The following is a 17844-nucleotide window of genomic DNA, read 5'->3' as shown; positions in this document are numbered from 1 at the left end:
ACTTATAGTTTAGATAAATTGAAAATGACCGATTGTCCATTGTTCAATTCGATCTCTTTTGCCCCAGTAGTAGCACTTTTCCCATCCACAGTAAACATCCAATAGGTTTGATTCTTTTCATCCTGAGAACGCCCTTCAAGCGAAGTGATGAAGCCATCATTTTCCTCGACTTCAAAATTTTGTTTCAAAATAGTCAGCAAAGTTTCTCCTTTTTTGAAAGTCACTTCTTTTTTCAAAAAGTTTTGACCATTTTCTTGTAACGTGATCGTTGCTTTTTGCGATGTTTTTACTTCCTCCTTTTGGTTGGAAGTCGATGGTGTGTTAGTTGTACTACAACTTGTCAACATGAGTACACTGACACTCATTGCAAGCAGACTATAAATTATTTTTTTCATTTTTTCCTCCTGAATGATTGTAAAAACGTTTGACGACTGGCAGAAAAACAAGGAAGAACACAACATTACCTATACTGTGCATCAGATCAAACGACACCCCTTGAAGGTAATAGACCCAAGGTTGAGGTAAATGATAGAGCAGCGTATCGAAAACAGTCATCCCTATTCCATAAACTATACCCGCTAGAAAAAAGCAGGTTCCTTTTAACCAGAGATTCCTTCGAATTGTTTTTCTCGAACAGAAGATTGAAAACAACGCCAGAACGACGGTATAGCTGAGCCACTGACCGATGACCCATGGACCCATACCAAAATAAAAACTGCTGATTGCGATAGAAAGACTCATGACAATTAGCGCATCTTTCAAGCTTAAGTAAAGGACAATAAACAAAAAAATAGCAGTCATTGGCTGGAAATTCGGAATAAATTGAAAAGCGATCCTACCTGCTACACAAGCAGCAGACAATAAGCTAAGCTGGGCGATTTTATTTGTGGACATTCTTGATGTAACTCCTCCTTCACCAGCAGATGATTCACGTTCATTCAGTACATACAGAAAAGACTTGTGACAATTATTCTGGATAACTGCCGCAAGTCCTTTGGAACAGAATTATCTGAATGACCTCTGGTAATCCAACTTATCCAATCAGGACTTTCTCACCATTAACGGAACCAAGAATTCGTAATTGATAAAGAAATCAATGACGGATCGTGGGTAATCTCCAGATGAGATCGACAAGACCGTTTGATCTTTTTCGTTTATTGCTATCGTTAAAGACTGTCCTTTATCTAATCGTACTTGATAAGTAGTTTCGTTGATCTTTTCCATATCATAGGATGGATTTTTCATCGCCACGATAAAAATATCATCCAATACTTCATTCGTCAATTCAAATTCGCTCTGAAGGTTCAAACGAAGTGGCTTCGTATTGTCTAGTAGTGTCTGATTAACTGTAAAACCAAGTGTTCTAGCGTGGGCTAATAATTGATTCAATTTGTGATTGAAGATCGTGATCTGTCCTGCTGAGAATACTCGATCAACTGACCAGTATCGGATCAAAGAAAGCACTCGATCATCATGGACATCGATTTCCATCGTCTCTGGTGATACATTTAGAAGACTCATCGATTCCACTTGGTATCGTTGATCGATGGTCGGTAATACAAAGGAAAAGACTAATTCGTTTTGTCCATTCAACGTATAATTGATAGAGAAATGTCTTGTTTTCCATGTGTCATAAGCTGAATTTGATCGTTCCAGACCAATATCATTCAACGGTTTCAGTAATTCATATGTGAAGTATTCGATCAGACTTGTTTTTCCAATCGTTGAGATCGGTTCTTCATTCAATATAAAGCGGTCATATGATTCTAATAATTCGGGAAAATCTGATTCCATCAAATATTTTCTCATACGTAAATCCGCTAATTCTGCTTCCGCTGTTTCAATCAAACTGACGATATCTTGATGATCTTGCTCTTTTCCTTCTAAATACCCGGGATTTTCAGATACTTCATAAGCACGGGTGTTTTCTGAAGTATCCGTATTCGTCGGAGTTACTTTTTCTTTTTCATGGATTTTTGTTTCTTCTGGCATAGGGACTTTTTCTGTGTCATCCAGTGGATTACTTGTTTGTTCCTCTAATGAAGTGTTCGTTTCTTCATGATCTTCTGTCTGTGCTTCATTTTTTGTCCATTCTGCTTCATCGTGTTCATTCATACTCGGAACCTCCTTCATTAGATTGATTATTAGGATTTTCATTACCAAGATAATTCATCAAGAATTCATGGATTGCTTGACCAAATCCCTCTTTGCTACCGAAATAGCGACTGATTTGCCGTTGCTCTTTTTCTACGATGGCTGCGCGAAGCTGGTCCGCTCTTGCTTCTTGTTTCAATGCTTCTTTTTGCTGCTGGATTGTTTCAGGTGTCTCGATATAAGGAAGCCAGCCTAATTTTTCATTAGATAGCACTTGCTTCTTCTTCTCTAATTCTTGAATTTCTTCCTCGATTTTCTTACGATTCAAGAATCCTTTATTATCGTCCAAATCAGTCATCTGCCGATTGATTTCTTTTATCTGTTCGTCTAAACGTTCGATCTCTGTCTGAGCTGTGATCACCTTTGCATCTAACTCATTGATTTTTTTGTCATAGTCCGTTGTCTCCGGTTGGGAATATTTCTCCCACTCTTCATCGATCCTAGGCAAAACAAAAATTTCTGGCAGACTTGCATCGATACCAATTGTAGGGCGATCATGGTAATAAGTGCCGATTTTGTAATAGCTCATCGTTGGTGAGATACTTTCTACTTGTTCCATAAAAGGAAATTCTTGCAAAAAACGATCATGGATCTTACGCATCAGCAATTGGTCAATCTCGTGATTTTCATTTGAGCTTCGTTTTAATTCTTCGTTCAATCGGCCGTTGTACAAACGGTAGATCTCAGGAATATCTTCTTCGCGGACAGCTTTTTCAAAAGCCTGTAAATCTTCTAATAATTGGGAAAGATTCATGCTTGCTTTTTCTTTGATATCATAAAAAGAAGACGATTCTTTTGCTGTATCCTGATTCGTGCTCGTCTCCTCTAGTTCGCCTTGCTCGTAATTTGTGTTTGTATCTGGCTCTTTCATACTACTTGCCTCCTCTTACTCATCTGATTTTCACTTATTAATACTTCAATAGTACCATTTTCTGTAAAAAATTGTTATAAAAAAGAGCGGGCAATGCTCCATAAAACAGGCTGCACCAAAATTTGGCACAGCCTTTTTTTCGATCAACTAGTCTTTGATATCTGATTCATCTGATAGGACAGAATCGAATACAATGACTTTTATCATATTCTTTTATTTACTAGGCAGATCTCTTGTTGTGAAATGAATGCGCTGATGGTCATCACGAGTTAGTTGCGTTTCTTCATTTAAATAAGTAAACGTCAATTGTTCTAATTCGGGATCTTCAAGCATTTTTTCATAACCGGTAAAAATCGAACGGATATAGTGTTTATATGCGTTTTTCTTTTTCTGTCTTTTTTTCATGTAGCACCTTCCTTATCAAAAACTATCATACCAATGAATAACTATCTAGACAAGTTGGTTTAAACCATTTTCTTTGTTTTTTTGAGGAATTTTGCTCTTCCAGTTGACGAATCCAAAAAAAAATGAAAAAATGCTTTAGTACTTAAGGAGGGAACCCAGTGAAAAAAATTGGTTTTGATTCAGATAAATATATTGAAGAGCAGTCCGCGTATATTTTGGAACGAGTGAACCACTATGATAAATTATATTTGGAATTTGGTGGAAAGCTAGTTGATGACAAACATGCGAAACGTGTACTTCCAGGATTTGAAGAAGATGCGAAAATCAAATTGCTACAAAAATTGAAAGATCAAGCTGAAATACTGATTTGCGTTTATGCCGGAGACATTGAACGTAATAAGATCCGCGGTGATTATGGGATTACTTATGATATGGATATCTTGCGGCTGATTGATGAATTACGCGGTTATGGATTATTGATCAACAGTGTCGTTATCACTCGCTATAGCGGCCAGCCTGCCACGAAAGTCTTTATCAATAAACTAGAAAGACGAAATATCAAAGTCTATAAACATTCAGCAATCGAAGACTATCCAGTCAACGTAGAAAAAATCGTTTCAGAAGATGGGTTTGGGAAAAACGAATACATTGAAACAACTAAACCAATCGTTGTAGTGACAGCTCCTGGACCAGGAAGCGGCAAACTCGCTACTTGTTTGAACCAACTGTATCATGAAAGCCAAAAAGGACATGCAGCTGGTTACTCCAAGTTCGAAACTTTCCCAGTATGGAACGTTCCGTTGAAACATCCATTGAACATTGCCTATGAAGCAGCCACAGTCGATTTGAAGGATGTCAATATGATCGATTCCTTCCACTTTGACGCCTACAATAAAGTAGCTGTAAACTATAATCGAGATGTTGAAACCTTCCCTGTAATCAAACGTATTATTGAAAAAATTACTGGTAAAGAATCTGTTTATCAATCTCCTACTGACATGGGTGTGAATCGTGTAGGATTTGGTATCGTGGATGATGCGGTTGTCCAAGAAGCTTCTAAACAAGAAATCATCCGTCGCTATTTCCAAACAGAGTGTGACTTCAAAAAAGGATTGATTGACGAAGAAGCAGTTAATCGAATCAAACTGATTATGGAAGAAGTCGGATTACGCCCTGAAGACCGAAACGTTGTCGTTCCTGCCCATGATTATGCAGATAAGATTCAAGCACAAAGTCCTACAAAAGATCCTTCTGCTGTGATTGCCATCGAATTACCAGACGAAGTCATTATTACCGGACGTACAAGCTCATTGATGGATGCGTCAGCGGCAGTCATCTTAAATGCAGTAAAACATTTAGCGCATATTGCAGATGACATTCCTTTATTATCACCATTAGTTCTTGAAACAATACAAGGATTAAAGTCAAAGACACTTCATTCCTCTATGGATGCACTAAGCATCAATGAAGTCTTGATCGCTTTATCAATCAGTGCAGTAACGAATCCAATCGCTCAAGTTGCTTATGATAAACTAGCTGAACTTGAGGGAGCACAAGCCCACTCCACTGTGATGGTCAATAAAAATGATGAACAAACATTGAAAAAACTAGGAATCGATATTACTTGCGCACCTGTCTACCCTTCAGAAAATCTATACTACCAATAGAAATAATTCACTTATAAAGGTTGAAAACGAAACTATTAGCATTAGCTTAAACAATAGTTTCGTTTTTTTATAACCATCACTAAGTGGATACACTTCTTGTCCCTTCTTGAGGGATATTCAGTTTGAAAGAAAAAACAAGAGTGTGATAAATTTTATTTCTCATACTTTAACTTGCTTTCCCTCTCTATTTGAAATACGAAAAAACAAAGGAACATCAGTTTTTTTAACGTCTTTTATCTGTTTTTTCAATTTATTTTGGTTGCTTTGTATTCTAATGGAAAATGAATGCGTTTTACTCTAAAAAAGTAATGAAAATTTCACTAAAGATTAGTATTTTATTTACAAAACAGGTAAAATAAAACGGAATTTGGAATAGGAGTGATTATTTGAGTTATTTATTAGGTATTATTGGTTTATTTGTCACATTAGGTCTTGCTTTTTTGATCAGCAGCAACAAAAAAGCAATCAAATTGAAACCACTAATTGTGATGTTCGTTTTACAGCTTGTTCTTGGTTTCGTATTATTACGTACAACTTTTGGTACAGCGGTTGTTTCTGTATTGGCAAAAATGTTTGATCATCTTCTTGCTTTTGCTGGGCAGGGTGTTGACTTTGTTTTTGCCGGTGTAGCAAATAAAGGAAGTGCACCTTTCTTTCTTTCCGTATTGATGCCAATCGTATTTATTTCTGCTATTATCGGGATTTTACGTTACATCAAAATTCTTCCATTGTTTATGAAAGCCGTTGGTCTTGGGTTAAGTAAAATCAACGGAATGGGCAAATTAGAATCCTACAATGGAGTAGCTTCTGCTATTTTAGGGCAATCGGAAGTATTTATTTCCATAAAGAAGGAATTACCTTTCTTATCTGAGAAACGTTTATTCACCATGAGTGTCTCGGCTATGTCTACCGTGTCTATGTCAATCGTTGGATCTTATATGGCACTAATCGATTCTAAATATGTGATTACTGCCCTTGTTTTGAATTTATTTGGCGGATATATTCTGGCTTCGATTGTGAATCCCTATGTATTAGAAGAAAAAGAAGACGAACTAATTATTGAAGAAAACAAAGAACAGACCTTTTTCCAAATGTTGGGAGAATACATTCTTGATGGTTTCCATGTGGCAATCACGGTTGCTGCTATGCTTATCGGATTCGTTGCCTTGATCGCTATGATCAATGCTATCTTTCATGGGATATTCGGTATTACTTTCCAAGAGATCTTAGGTTATATCTTTGCCCCTCTTGCCTTCATCAGTGGAATCCCATGGAAAGAAGCAGTGGATGCTGGTAGTATCATGGCGACTAAATTGGTTACAAATGAATTTGTTGCTATGACAGAATTAGCTAACGGTCATTTCCATTTTACTGAACGCACAACAGCGATCATATCTGTTTTCCTTGTTTCATTTGCCAACTTCTCTTCTATCGGGATCATTTCCGGTGCGATGAAGGGGTTAAACGAAGAAAAAGGAAATCTTGTTGCAAAACATGGGTTGAAGATCTTGTTAACAGCGACTTTAGTCAGCTTTTTAAGTGCTATTGTGACTGGATTACTGGTATAATAAACAAAAAAGCAATGTTGCTTTCAAAAGCTTTGGAAATATTTCCAAAGCTTTTTCAGTTGCTCAAATATCAAAGGAGAAATGATGATGAATTATTGCTATGTGTTTATCGGTCCTTCTGGTTCTGGGAAAACTTCACTCGCAGAAGCTGTTTTTCAGCCGGAACAAAAGATTATTACTTACACGAATCGATCACCAAGACCTGGAGAAAAAGATCAAGAGGATTATTATTTTGTTTCTGACGATACATTCAATCAGATGATCAAGCGAGATGAGTTTGCAGAGTGGGATCAATATGCTCAACATAAATATGGTTCCAGCAAAGCAGAGATTACCAAAAAATTGAAGGAAGGAAATTGTTATGCCGTTTTGACGGCAAATGGTTTTTGGCATTTATACGAATATTTTGGCACGGTAGTCCGTCCGATCTTTATTACGATTTCTAAAGAAACATTACAATCGCGCCTGAAAAAGCGTGGAGATTCACCCGAACAGATTTCGGCCAGAATGGCAGTTTATGCAGAAGACTTAGCTCAACTGGAACGGTTGGCAACTATTCCCATACTTTTAGTCGTGTCAAACGATGGAGCGTTCCAAGAAGCAGCAGATAAAATAAAAAAAGGATTATTGATAGAAACAGATTAACTAAATATCCATAAGATAGGCTGAGAGGCCGCGACAAAAGTGGTGTCACGACCTCTCGATGAACGGTATTTCAGAAGTAGCTTCTTCGGAAATTATTTCTTGAAGCTCACCACTACTGTCCCACTCTCTTAGCGATCAGCTAGTTGTTTTTTCGTATTATTAGGTCTTCATCCTTGTGAAGATGCTTTTATACTCACTTGATTATTTTTTGATACGCTTTTCTTTCACCATGTTCAAAAGGGAATTCAATCATCCCTTGATAAGCGAATCCAGCAGAATAGATGGTCTTTTCCATCGGTTCATTAGCTGGATAAGTATCGATACGGATATCTTGGATATCTTTGCTGGCTGCAATCGTCAACAAATGTTCTAAGAACGGTTTTGCTAGTTTTTTTCCTCGAGTACTTTCTGCTAAAGCAACACGATGAATCGATAAATAAGGACCAGTTGATTCTTTCCAACTACCATCTATTTTTGTGTAAACGGGATCCACGCCTGAGACTAATGCAGCTGTTCCAGCAATTTGATCTTCGACTATTAATACATAGCTTTCTTTTCTTTCAATATCGTTCAAAATCGTTTCTTTTGTTGGTTTCTGCCCGTTCTGCCATTGGGGAGAGCCTTGCGAAGCAATAAATTCCGCTGCAGCATCAATAATTTTTACCACTTCTTCTACTTCTTCTTTTCTTGTTAGCCGAATATACACATCCAGTTACCTCTTTTCTGTTTCTTTTTCATTTATATTCTCTAATTTTTGGATCACTTCATACAGTTCAGGAACTTTTGAATAACTTCTAAGCCAATTTTTTGGATGATCCAGTAGTTGACTGATAAGTTCCAAATGATGCATTAGCGACCACTTTTTCAATACTCCGAGTCCTGGAAATTTTTGTTGCTGATAGAGAGCCAGTAATTCAATCATTCCTGAAGTGATCAAGAGCTGATGATGGTGACGCATGATCCATTTTTTCATTTTATCTCCTGCTTCAAGAAACTTCAATGCTTGATCTTTAGCAGAATCATTACTGTCAGAGACAAAATGCTTTACGCGGATATTACCGTAAGCATCGATATACGTTAGATGGATAGCAAGCGCTCGGCTAGGAAACCCTTTATCGAAATAACGGCTGCCTTCGATCGTGAAATCAGAAAATCCACTATATCCATCTTCGTGGAAAAAAAGATAGTCATCACTAAAAAAGTCATCTGTTTTATCTGCATAACTTTCAACATGCTTTCTCGTTTGAAAAGAGTCACGGATCACAATTTTGTTTTCGGGCAGCCAGATGCGAAAGCGACTAGCATCTGGTATCAAGAATTTCGAATCGACTCCTGCCAGCTGTTTCCACACCTCTGCGTCTTTTGGGTAGTGTTGTCCATCGAAAATCAGAAACGTTGGAGGTAAATCCAGTACGTCGTTAAGATTTTCTGGCGTTAAAATCTGTGCAGAGACGACAGAGCTATTTTCCTTGACTGTCCAACTGTGCACATGCTGATCGAATAATTTGAATTGTCCTACTTGGGGATTTTGGATCACAGCGATTGGATGGTGCTTTTTTTGAAATAATTCGATCACGTTTTTAAGCGTAGCGGAATCACGTACTGGTTCGATCACCGGTTGGATTTTATTGGAGAGTAATCCTCGCGACAATGCTTCTTTTAATGCTAATAAGTCAAATTGTTTTCCTCTTAAATAAGGATAGTACATATTTTTCACTCCAATGGCTCTGTGGGCAACCGACGGATCTGCTGTTGCTGCCTTAAGTATTCATAATCATGTTGAAGCGCAGCAACTTCTTCTTGCAACTCATTGATTGCCTGACTAGCTATTTCCTCTAAAAACCGTTCATAGTATCGTTCGTTAGAAAATGGATCTTGATTTTCTGAACGTCTTTTCAATTCTTTGTACAATTGATCTGTTGGAAAATATTTTACGCCTCGCTCCATTTGCTTTGCTTTTCTTACTTCTCTGAATAAAGAAGCCATAAAACGGTTTGTCAAAGCTTCTTCCGGTACAGCAAGCTCCTTCTTTGCTGCTTTTTTCGCAATCATAAATGTTCCAGATGCAGGCATTTCCTCTTCGATCGTGTACGGGCGATATACTAGTACACCTATTCCTGTAGGGATCTCTGTTTTCACTTCTTCATATAGTTTACTTGGTAAAACAAAATAATTATAATGCCCGACAAATGACAGTTTGGCTGTAGAACGAAAATCTGCTTTTGTCACTTTCAGCTCATAGCATCGCCATTCTCGGCTTCCATCAAATTTTGTCAAGCAGCTAAGCGTATCTACAATTCCTTGGTCATCAGGCATCGTGACTTCTTCTACGACTAAGCCGCCTTGCTCGATGCAATATTGGTATAATGAGGATTCTATTTCGATGGTTAGCGGGGTCTTCATGTTTTTACCTCCGAACATATTTTCGTCTTACATTTTACATGAAATGATTTTAAAATACTAGACAGAATACACAAGAAACAAAAATAGAAATGATGCTTGCCACGCTAGCACCATTTCTATTTTTCAGATTGACTGATGGACGGAACGTTTTTCTAAATACTGTTGCACTTTTTCGATCCCGATACAAATGACCCAATAAATCAATGCAACTAAAATATAGAGAGAAAAATAGTCGAATGTCCGACCACCTATGATCTTTGCTTTTTGAAATATTTCTGGCACTGTGATCGTTGCCGCTAACGAGGTACCTTTCACTAAATCCATAGCTACGTTACTGAGTGCCGGTACCGAGATTCGAAAGGCTTGCGGCAAAACGATATATTTCAAAACCCCAAAGAAAGAAAAACCGGAAGCTAAACCAGCGTCCCACTGACCTGAAGAAACGCCTGCTAGTGATCCTCGATAGATTTCACCAATAAATGCACTGCTGGTAATCGTAAAGCAGATGACTGAAGCCGTTAAGGCACTTAATTGATAAGGTAACCCGAAATATAGCAAGAACAGCAGGACTAGTGCGGGAATGCCTCTAAAGAACGATAAATAAAAATGGATAAATACATTCAAAGGTAGCCAATCCAACAGACCTAAAACTGTCAAAAGCAACCCTACCAAGTTTCCTAAAAGAAACGACACGAAGCCAATCCCTAATGTGTATACCAAGCCTTGCATGACGAAAGGAAGTGAAGTCCACATGAGGGGAAAATCAATGAGAGGAAAGTACATCAATCACTCACCGACTCAGTCATCGTTTCTTTCGGTTTGACTGAAACATCAGTTTGAAAATATTTTTCAGATATTTTCTTTGTCGTCCCATCTTCTTTCATCTCTTTTAATACGCCATCGATTTTCTTTTTCAGAGCATCATTTCCTTCTTTCAATAAAAAACCACTTTCGTTTTCATTGAAATAAACGTTCTCCAAGATTTTTACGGGGATCTCTGGTAAAGCAGATACGGCCATTTTCTGCAAATAATAATCATTTAGAATAACGTCTGTTCGACCGTTTGCTACATCGCTTAAATATTGATCATTCGTGGCGTTATCGTAAGTGACTAATTTAGCTCCGTGCTTTTCCGCTAAACGCATATAGCTAGTATTGGGTTCGCCAGCTGCTTTTTTTCCTTTAAGATCATCAAGTGAGTGGATTCCTGAATCATCTTTTTTTCGTACGATCATACTGTCAAATGAATATTTGAAAGGCTCTGAAAGGGAGAATTTTTTTTCTCTTTCTTTTGTGATACCAAAATCGTTCGCAGCAAAATCTGATTCTCCTTTTGAAACAGAAGTGATTTGTCCATCCACATTGTATTCTTTAAAGGAGATTTTGACATTTAAACGTTTGGCTACCTCTTTCGCCAAGTCTACGTCATAACCAACTAATTCATTTTGATCATTATAATAAGAAGCGGGAAATAGTGTGCCAGAAGTTGCTACTACCAATTCTTTCTTTTTTTCCACATTACTCCAGCTGTGATCTTCTTGGTTAGCGGCAGCTGTACCGCAAGCGCTTAAAATAAAAAAGGCACTAGTTATTAGAGCAAACAATCTTTTTTTCTTCATTTTTTCTTCTCCTTGTTTCTGCTATTCCCATGGATTTGGTAAATGGAACTGGTGACTTGCTTCAAATAGATAGCCGATTTGAAGCAGCAAATCTTCTCTTCCTCTGGCGGACATAAATTGAATTCCGAGAGGCATGTTTTCTTTTGTCAAATGAGTAGGCAAGCTGATTGCTGGTTGTCCAGTCAGATTAGCCAATTGTGTATAAGGTGTGATCTTCAAGCTCTCCTCAAACATAGAAGAAACAACTTCTAAAGCTTGTACTTCAGAACAATCATGGATGTGTTCCATCTGTGCTCTTATCGTATCACTTTGCAAATCTTCGCTGATTTTAGGGGCAGTAAATGCAGTCGTTGGTGAAAGGAATAAATCATATTCTTGATGCAAGTTTTCCATGACAATTGCTGCTTCATCCCATACATGCAGAGAATCAATGTAAGTAGCGGCAGAAAGTTTCTGACCATATTGGAACAAAGTCCAAGAGATCGGCTCAAGTTCTTCTTTTCTGACAGTTCGCTGGATGCCTGTTTCAATCGAGTGGATCATTGCTGCTGTCTCTGCGCCATTCATCTGATAATAAGACGTAATCAGTTTACGACCATCTAGTGGGTAAGGAATCTCCGTCAAATCATGCCCTTCTTTTTCAAGGAAATTTACAGCTTTTTTTACAGCAAGTACTGCCTCTTCACTAATCTGTGAGTGGATTGGTGAATCGATACAAAAAGCTATCTTCAAACGTTTTTTTCTTGGATGTGTTTGCCACTCAACTGGCGATACTTGATATGGCGCACCGGTATGGATGCTTCTCATTCCATAAAATAAAGCTTCCGTGTCTCTCATAGAAACCGTCAAACCGAAATCAATAGCAGCTCCTTGCCATCCTCGCCAAGCATATGGACCAACTGGCATCGTCCCTCGCGAAGGTTTCAGCCCAATCAATCCGCAGAACGAAGCGGGTATTCTAATAGAACCACCACCATCACTAGCGCCAGCTAAAGGAACGATTCCCGCTGAAACTGCAGCAGCAGCGCCTCCACTTGATCCGCCCGGTGTACATTCAAGGTTCCAAGGGTTTCTTGCTGGGCCATAGATGACGGGGTCTGTAATATTTTTGAAACCAAACTCTGGCGCATTGGTTTGTCCAAAAGGAACTAGCCCTATCGCTTCTGCTTGCTGTACATAATTGGATGTATGAGAAGCTCGATGTGTTTCAAATAAACGAGATCCTGAAGTAGCTAGCCACCCCTTTTTTTCTTGACCGAGCATTTTTAAAGGGAATGGAATACCTGCCAATGGTCCTTTTTCTGACTGGGGAATCAATCGTTCAGTGGAACTATTCTCGAATGGTTCAAGTGCAACAAACGCATTCAATTCATGATTTTGTTTCTTTATTTTTTTCTGTACATCATCAGCTAATTCTTGAAAACTAAATTCTTTTTCTTTAAGTCCTTTCGCTAATTCTGTTGCATCTTTCATATTATCCTCCTTTTTGCCCCTGTTATTTTCCCACAAGTTCGTCTAACATACAATGAGTACGCTTGCACAAAAATGAACAGACAACCGTTTTTTATAAAAAAAGACGAAGATCATGATCGATCTTCGTCTTTTTACTAAGAAATAGTGCGTAATTTACCCTTAAATTCGTCAATAGACGCATATCCCTTTTCTGACATAATCTGAGTTAATTCGTTTGTGATCCTAGAAAAGATTTCCGGTCCTTCTTTGTGAAGCTCGGTACCAATCTGCAACATGCTTGCACCGCATAACAGATGTTCAAATGCATCTTGTCCTGTCCGAATCCCACCTGTACCGATGATTTGGATTTCTGGTTTCAAACGCGTATAAAAAGCGCGGACATTTGCTAAAGCAGTCGGCTTGATATACTCTCCGCCAATGCCGCCGAACCCTTCTTTTGGTTTGATGACCACTGCTTCTTTGTCTGTATCGATATACAACCCATTGCCCACACTGTTGATAGCATTGACATATGTCAACGGGAACTGATTCAAGATATCTGCCATCTGATCAAAATGAGCAAAATCAAAATAAGGAGGCAATTTGATTCCTAGCGGCTTAGAAAAGATGCTGAATACTTCTTTCAGTGTTTCATAAGTGGCCTCAAAATCGTAAGCTAGTTGTGGTTTACCAGGCACATTTGGACAAGATAAATTTAGTTCAGTAATCCCCTTGAATCCACTTTTTTCTATTTCCCCAAGCATTTCCAAATTTTCTTGGACACTCATCCCGGCGATCGAAAAAAATAATGGTTGATTTGGGTTTTTCTGCGCTTTTTCATACGCAAGAGCATACTCTAGATAATATGAAAAGCCTAAGTTGGGAAGCCCCATAGAATTGATACTGCCTAAAGGAACATCAAAATAGCGTGGTTCGGGATTTCCTTTTCGTTCATTGATTGTACAGCTCTTAGTGATAAATGCTCCTGCTTCTGAATGAGCCAGCTCGTCTAATTCCTGGGTAGTCATGCAGTGTACACCAGATGCATTCATAAAAGGGTTGGCAAAGGTATGATTGGCAAAGGTCGTTTCTAAACTCAAGTAAATCGCTCCTTCAAACAAGTTATTTTATCTAGTGTATCATGACTAAAAGAAAAATCAACTCTTGTTTTTCATCGAATTTCTTAATCATCCTGTTCAGTTGATAGTACTTCTCCTGTTTGGCTATTGATCTTGACTGACGTACTTTGATTGCCATCTTTTACTTTGACTTCCCAATAAGTAGTGCCTAGTTCTTTATCCAGATCCCAATCGGTTGCTGTACCGCTTCCTACTTTATCGACAGCAATCTTTGCGGCTTCCTCAATCGTGATCAATTTATCAACAGCTAGACCATCTTCTTTTTTCTTTTGACCATTTTGATCCTCTCGATCTAGCGTTTCTGGATTCTCTGTTTCCATTTTTTCATTCTGAGCATCGATTCTTGCTTCATATTCTTTTTGATCATCGACACCTTCTATCTTGTAGAAGTAAGATCCCCAATCACTATCTAGTTCCAAACTAGTAATAGCAGTATCTGGATACTTATCTTTAAACAAGTCAATCGCACGAGCTACAGACACTTTGATAGCTGTCTGGCCCATTGCCTCACTCGAATTCTTTGTTTGACTAGATGAAGATGTACTTGCGTTTGTTGAGGATTCCGATACCTGAGAAGAGCGTTGTTCACTGCTGGAAGATGTATTCCCAGATGTTCCTTGATTGGTGTTTGATTGACAAGCAGCTAAAAACAAAGCCGCAAATAAACTAGTATAAATAACAGTTTTCTTCATTGATTCTATCTCCTTTATTATAAAATAGTATTCTATACAAGTATAACGAAGAAAAAAATTTCTGTCATGTTTAAAAATTAAAGAACAACGTTTTTATTATGAAAATAAAAAAGAAGCTAAGCTTAGAGACAACCCTAGAAGTTAGACTAAAATCTCACTTCGGGAGCCTCATAAAACTTAGCTTCCATTTATTAAATAATTAAATAGCTTTTAAACTGCCTTTTTATATCAATTATGCACGATGCATTGGGATATCATTATTTCCAGGTTGAACAAGCAAATATTGAATTACATCGATATTGCTTGACTCAAATGAAGCTGCACAAGCTTGTAAATATAGATCCCACATCCGATAGAAGGAGTCACCCATTTCTTTTGTGACTTGATCTTGGACTTGATGGAAATTTTTTGTCCAATGCTCTAATGTCAATTGATAGTCACGACGCAAACTTTCTAAATCGATCAATTGCAAATCGTTTTTTGTAATATTATCAACTAACTCCGTAACACCAGGAACATAACCACCAGGGAAAATATATTTATTGATCCAAGCATTTGTCGCACCGCCTTGTTGTCGGCTGATTCCATGGATCAAAGCTGTTCCTTTTGGTTTCAATAAATCTTTTACGACTTTGAAATAACCTTCAAGATTTTCAGAACCTACATGTTCGAACATACCTACACTTGTGATATGATCAAACGTTTCGCCTTTTAGTTCACGGTAATCCATTAATAATACACGGCATTTATCTTCTAAATGTTCTTCTTTGATTTTTTTGGTGATCAAATCATATTGTTCTTCACTTAGAGTGATCCCAGTTGCTTTGACGTTATATTCTTTGGCAGCAGTGAACATCAATGTTCCCCAGCCACAACCGATATCAAGCAACGTTTCGCCTTCTTTGATAAAGAGTTTGTCTAAAATATGATGGACTTTATTGATTTGTGCTTGTTCCAACGTATCTTCAGGTGTATTGAAATAGGCACAAGAATAAGTCAAAGTTGGGTCTAGCCAAAGTTTATAAAAGTCGTTACCTAAGTCATAATGCGCATGGATATCTTCTTTGTTTTTTTGTTTTGTATGTTTTTCTTTCTTTGGCAGCCATTTTAGATAATCTTTTCCTCGTAAAAAGCTGTTTGCTTGCTGATAAGCATCGTTGATCAATGCTTGGATACTTCCCTCGATCTCGATTCGATGATCCATATAGGCTTCTCCTAGTGCCAAAGAAGCGTTGCTTGTAATCTCTTTCATTGGGATTTCTTCATGGATATTGATTTTGATTTGGGGAGGAGTGTCCGTATCTCCGTATTGTTTCGTTGTACCGTCCCAATAATTTACTTCGACAGGGAGCGAGAAAGAACGTGAAAATAATTGATTGTATAAAGTTTTCTCTAACATGATTTTCCTCCTTAAAAAAACTACCCTATTACGTTAATACTAAAAAAGAAAAGAATCAACTAAGAAGTTTAATTTTTTCAGAAATTTTTCAAAAACTACTTTATTTTTCATTTTTTTCACATTCATTGTCGCACAAATCACTTAAACTTGTCATTCGACACGCTTATCTTTGAATTTTGTCTTAGCAAAAACCCATAAAAGCAGCAAGACAGTTATCATTGTTTGGACACTTAGCATCAAGATAAAGTCAAAGTGGATAAACCCTACAACTGCTGCTACCATGGATCCTATCCCCATAACATTCAGCATCAAATTTGCACTCTCTTTGAATGTATGAATGGATGAAAGTTGGCTTTTTCTTGTCATCCACAAGAAAAAGGAAGCCCCGAATAAAATGAGACTCGTCATGACAAATAGGACAATACCAAGACTTAAACTATAAGATAAAATGATTGTTGGACGATTACTGGCATAAAATTCTCTTTCTAAAAATCGTTGGAAATCTTCGGGCGTACGTACAGAATCTGGTTGGAAAGATGGACTATAATTCATCGTATAGCGGCGTATACCAGATTTATCCTTTTGTTGGATCACCCATTGTTCCTTCTCAAAATCAATAAAAGTTCCATGATCGGATTGTTGTTTCTCAGATAAAGACACACCTACCAAAATTTCAGGGGTCACAGCTATCGTTTGTTGCGATGATTGTAACCCAGTTTCAGATAATTCAAGTTCAGAAAATTTTTTGGTTCCTTGTTCATCGATCAGCGAATGAACGGATAGAAATTGTTCTAATGGAATCGCTTGGATCTGATTGGCATAAAAAAGAGTCACAGGCATGACCATCAAGGAAACTAAAAATACAAATATCAAGAAAAATTTAGGCCATGATAATAGTTTGCGTCCCGCAAACACTTGAGTTGGCGTACGTAAAGTGGAAAAATAATTTAACGGAAATGTTTGCATGATCCTCTGCTCCTATCCTTTTGTTCCGCCAGATGTCAGGCCGGTAACAAAGTTCTTTTGTAAAAAGAAGAATAATAGACAAATCGGTAAAGCAATCAAAATTGCTCCAGCAGCAAAGAGGGAGACCCTTTGATTTGTCACATCAGAAATAAATGTTTGCAGGCCGACAGCAACAGTCTGATTTTCAGGTGTTCGAAGCAAGAACTTCGCTAACATGAAGTCGCCAAATGGTCCCATGAATGCCCATAATGCTTGAACGGCGAGCATTGGTTTGACAAGAGGTAATACAATCTGGAAAAAAATCCTGAAATGCCCTGCCCCATCAAGTTTAGCAGATTCATCTAAATCTATTGGTACTGTGTCAAAGTATCCTTTCATCAGCCAAGTATTCATTGGAATCCCACCGCCTATATAGATCATCGTCAAGAACCAATACTTATCTAGCGCCTCTAATAGGAAAGCCATGACATAAAAGGCAGTCAATGCTGCCATAGTCGGTACCATCTGAATCACTAAAAAGAACATCAAACTTGATTTGCGGCCGATAAAACGATAACGGCTATACGTATAGCCGGCTAAAGTTACTACAGTTACTTGTACGATCATCGTTAGGACAGAGATGATTAACGTATTTTTATACCAAGTCCCGTAAAGTGTTTCACTGAACAGCCGCGTGAAATTCCCTAAAGTCCAGTCGCTTGAAAAATCCAAACTGAAAGCCGCAATGTTTCCTGACTTGAAGGCAGTACTTGCTGTGATCAAAAGTGGATAGATAATAATGACTGATAACAGCAAAAGAAAAAAGTAAGTAAAAAAGTGAGAAAGCCGTTTTTGGAATCGTGCACTCGAATGAAATTTTTTCAT

Annotated in this window: 19 protein-coding genes; 3 read left to right on the top strand and 16 right to left on the bottom strand. The window is 37.9% G+C overall.

Annotated elements, in window-relative coordinates:
* Window positions 1-2: 2 nt before the first annotated feature.
* The 5 genes from IGJ53_RS07475 to IGJ53_RS07455 all read right to left on the bottom strand — a co-directional run bounded on the left by IGJ53_RS07475 (window position 3) and on the right by IGJ53_RS07455 (window position 3430).
* Window positions 3-395, bottom strand: coding sequence for a DUF4430 domain-containing protein (locus IGJ53_RS07475; protein WP_002400223.1), 393 nt, complete (start codon window positions 393-395; stop codon window positions 3-5).
* Window positions 376-894: a hypothetical protein gene (locus IGJ53_RS07470; protein WP_010732608.1), complete on the bottom strand. Its 519-nt coding sequence runs from the start codon at window positions 892-894 to the stop codon at window positions 376-378. The genes IGJ53_RS07475 and IGJ53_RS07470 overlap by 20 nt, the downstream gene beginning before the upstream one ends.
* 147 nt (window positions 895-1041) lie before the next feature.
* Window positions 1042-2115 carry a hypothetical protein gene (locus IGJ53_RS07465; RefSeq protein ID WP_010732607.1) on the bottom strand — a complete coding sequence of 358 codons (1074 nt, stop codon included), beginning with the start codon at window positions 2113-2115 and terminating at the stop codon, window positions 1042-1044.
* Complete coding sequence (locus IGJ53_RS07460) at window positions 2108-3025, bottom strand: coiled-coil domain-containing protein (RefSeq protein ID WP_002290761.1); 918 nt, start codon at window positions 3023-3025, stop codon at window positions 2108-2110. Before IGJ53_RS07460 ends, IGJ53_RS07465 begins: the two co-directional genes overlap by 8 nt.
* A gap of 213 nt (window positions 3026-3238) precedes the next feature.
* On the bottom strand, window positions 3239-3430 hold the full coding sequence (locus IGJ53_RS07455) for a hypothetical protein (protein ID WP_002290760.1): 192 nt from the start codon (window positions 3428-3430) through the stop codon (window positions 3239-3241).
* Window positions 3431-3588: 158 nt separating this feature from the next.
* On the opposite strand from IGJ53_RS07455, the gene IGJ53_RS07450 reads away from it, so the two are divergent.
* The 3 genes from IGJ53_RS07450 (at window position 3589) to IGJ53_RS07440 (ending at window position 7310) form a co-directional block, all read left to right on the top strand.
* The gene (locus tag IGJ53_RS07450) at window positions 3589-5097 is read left to right on the top strand and encodes a DUF1846 domain-containing protein (protein ID WP_086310889.1); all 1509 of its coding nucleotides are present in this window, start codon (window positions 3589-3591) and stop codon (window positions 5095-5097) included.
* Between the two features lie 386 nt (window positions 5098-5483).
* On the top strand, window positions 5484-6665 hold the full coding sequence (locus tag IGJ53_RS07445) for a NupC/NupG family nucleoside CNT transporter (RefSeq protein ID WP_002314996.1): 1182 nt from the start codon (window positions 5484-5486) through the stop codon (window positions 6663-6665).
* 87 nt (window positions 6666-6752) lie between these two features.
* Window positions 6753-7310, top strand: a complete 558-nt coding sequence (locus IGJ53_RS07440) for a guanylate kinase (RefSeq protein ID WP_438749953.1) — start codon at window positions 6753-6755, stop codon at window positions 7308-7310.
* Between the two features lie 193 nt (window positions 7311-7503).
* Here IGJ53_RS07440 and IGJ53_RS07435 read toward each other — a convergent pair whose 3' ends face one another.
* The 11 genes from IGJ53_RS07435 to IGJ53_RS07385 all read right to left on the bottom strand — a co-directional run bounded on the left by IGJ53_RS07435 (window position 7504) and on the right by IGJ53_RS07385 (window position 17844).
* Window positions 7504-8016, bottom strand: a complete 513-nt coding sequence (locus IGJ53_RS07435) for a GNAT family N-acetyltransferase (RefSeq protein ID WP_010732604.1) — start codon at window positions 8014-8016, stop codon at window positions 7504-7506.
* A 6-nt stretch (window positions 8017-8022) separates the two neighbouring features.
* Window positions 8023-9018 carry a sce7725 family protein gene (locus IGJ53_RS07430; RefSeq protein WP_259741818.1) on the bottom strand — a complete coding sequence of 332 codons (996 nt, stop codon included), beginning with the start codon at window positions 9016-9018 and terminating at the stop codon, window positions 8023-8025.
* 5 nt (window positions 9019-9023) lie between these two features.
* Window positions 9024-9713: a hypothetical protein gene (locus IGJ53_RS07425; RefSeq protein WP_002290743.1), complete on the bottom strand. Its 690-nt coding sequence runs from the start codon at window positions 9711-9713 to the stop codon at window positions 9024-9026.
* A 123-nt stretch (window positions 9714-9836) separates the two neighbouring features.
* Window positions 9837-10496, bottom strand: coding sequence for an amino acid ABC transporter permease (locus IGJ53_RS07420; RefSeq protein ID WP_010732602.1), 660 nt, complete (start codon window positions 10494-10496; stop codon window positions 9837-9839).
* The gene (locus tag IGJ53_RS07415; protein WP_002400231.1) at window positions 10496-11332 is read right to left on the bottom strand and encodes a transporter substrate-binding domain-containing protein; all 837 of its coding nucleotides are present in this window, start codon (window positions 11330-11332) and stop codon (window positions 10496-10498) included. Before IGJ53_RS07415 ends, IGJ53_RS07420 begins: the two co-directional genes overlap by 1 nt.
* Window positions 11333-11353: 21 nt before the next feature.
* Window positions 11354-12805 carry an amidase gene (locus IGJ53_RS07410; protein WP_010732601.1) on the bottom strand — a complete coding sequence of 484 codons (1452 nt, stop codon included), beginning with the start codon at window positions 12803-12805 and terminating at the stop codon, window positions 11354-11356.
* Between the two features lie 134 nt (window positions 12806-12939).
* Entirely contained in the window at window positions 12940-13884 is a 945-nt protein-coding gene (locus IGJ53_RS07405; RefSeq protein WP_002329225.1) for a dihydroorotate oxidase, read from the bottom strand.
* An 83-nt stretch (window positions 13885-13967) separates the two neighbouring features.
* Window positions 13968-14615: a PepSY domain-containing protein gene (locus tag IGJ53_RS07400; protein ID WP_259741817.1), complete on the bottom strand. Its 648-nt coding sequence runs from the start codon at window positions 14613-14615 to the stop codon at window positions 13968-13970.
* Between the two features lie 232 nt (window positions 14616-14847).
* On the bottom strand, window positions 14848-16014 hold the full coding sequence (locus tag IGJ53_RS07395; RefSeq protein ID WP_002290735.1) for an SAM-dependent methyltransferase: 1167 nt from the start codon (window positions 16012-16014) through the stop codon (window positions 14848-14850).
* A gap of 150 nt (window positions 16015-16164) precedes the next feature.
* Window positions 16165-16980: a maltodextrose utilization protein MalA gene (locus tag IGJ53_RS07390; RefSeq protein ID WP_259741816.1), complete on the bottom strand. Its 816-nt coding sequence runs from the start codon at window positions 16978-16980 to the stop codon at window positions 16165-16167.
* A gap of 12 nt (window positions 16981-16992) precedes the next feature.
* Window positions 16993-17844: a sugar ABC transporter permease gene (locus IGJ53_RS07385; RefSeq protein WP_002290731.1), complete on the bottom strand. Its 852-nt coding sequence runs from the start codon at window positions 17842-17844 to the stop codon at window positions 16993-16995.

Origin of the sequence: Enterococcus sp. DIV1283b, assembly GCF_051710965.1 — a bacterium.
GTDB lineage: Bacteria > Bacillota > Bacilli > Lactobacillales > Enterococcaceae > Enterococcus_B > Enterococcus_B lactis.
The sequence above is the reverse complement of the archived record's forward strand: the minus strand, read 5'-3'. Positions and strand labels throughout refer to the sequence as shown.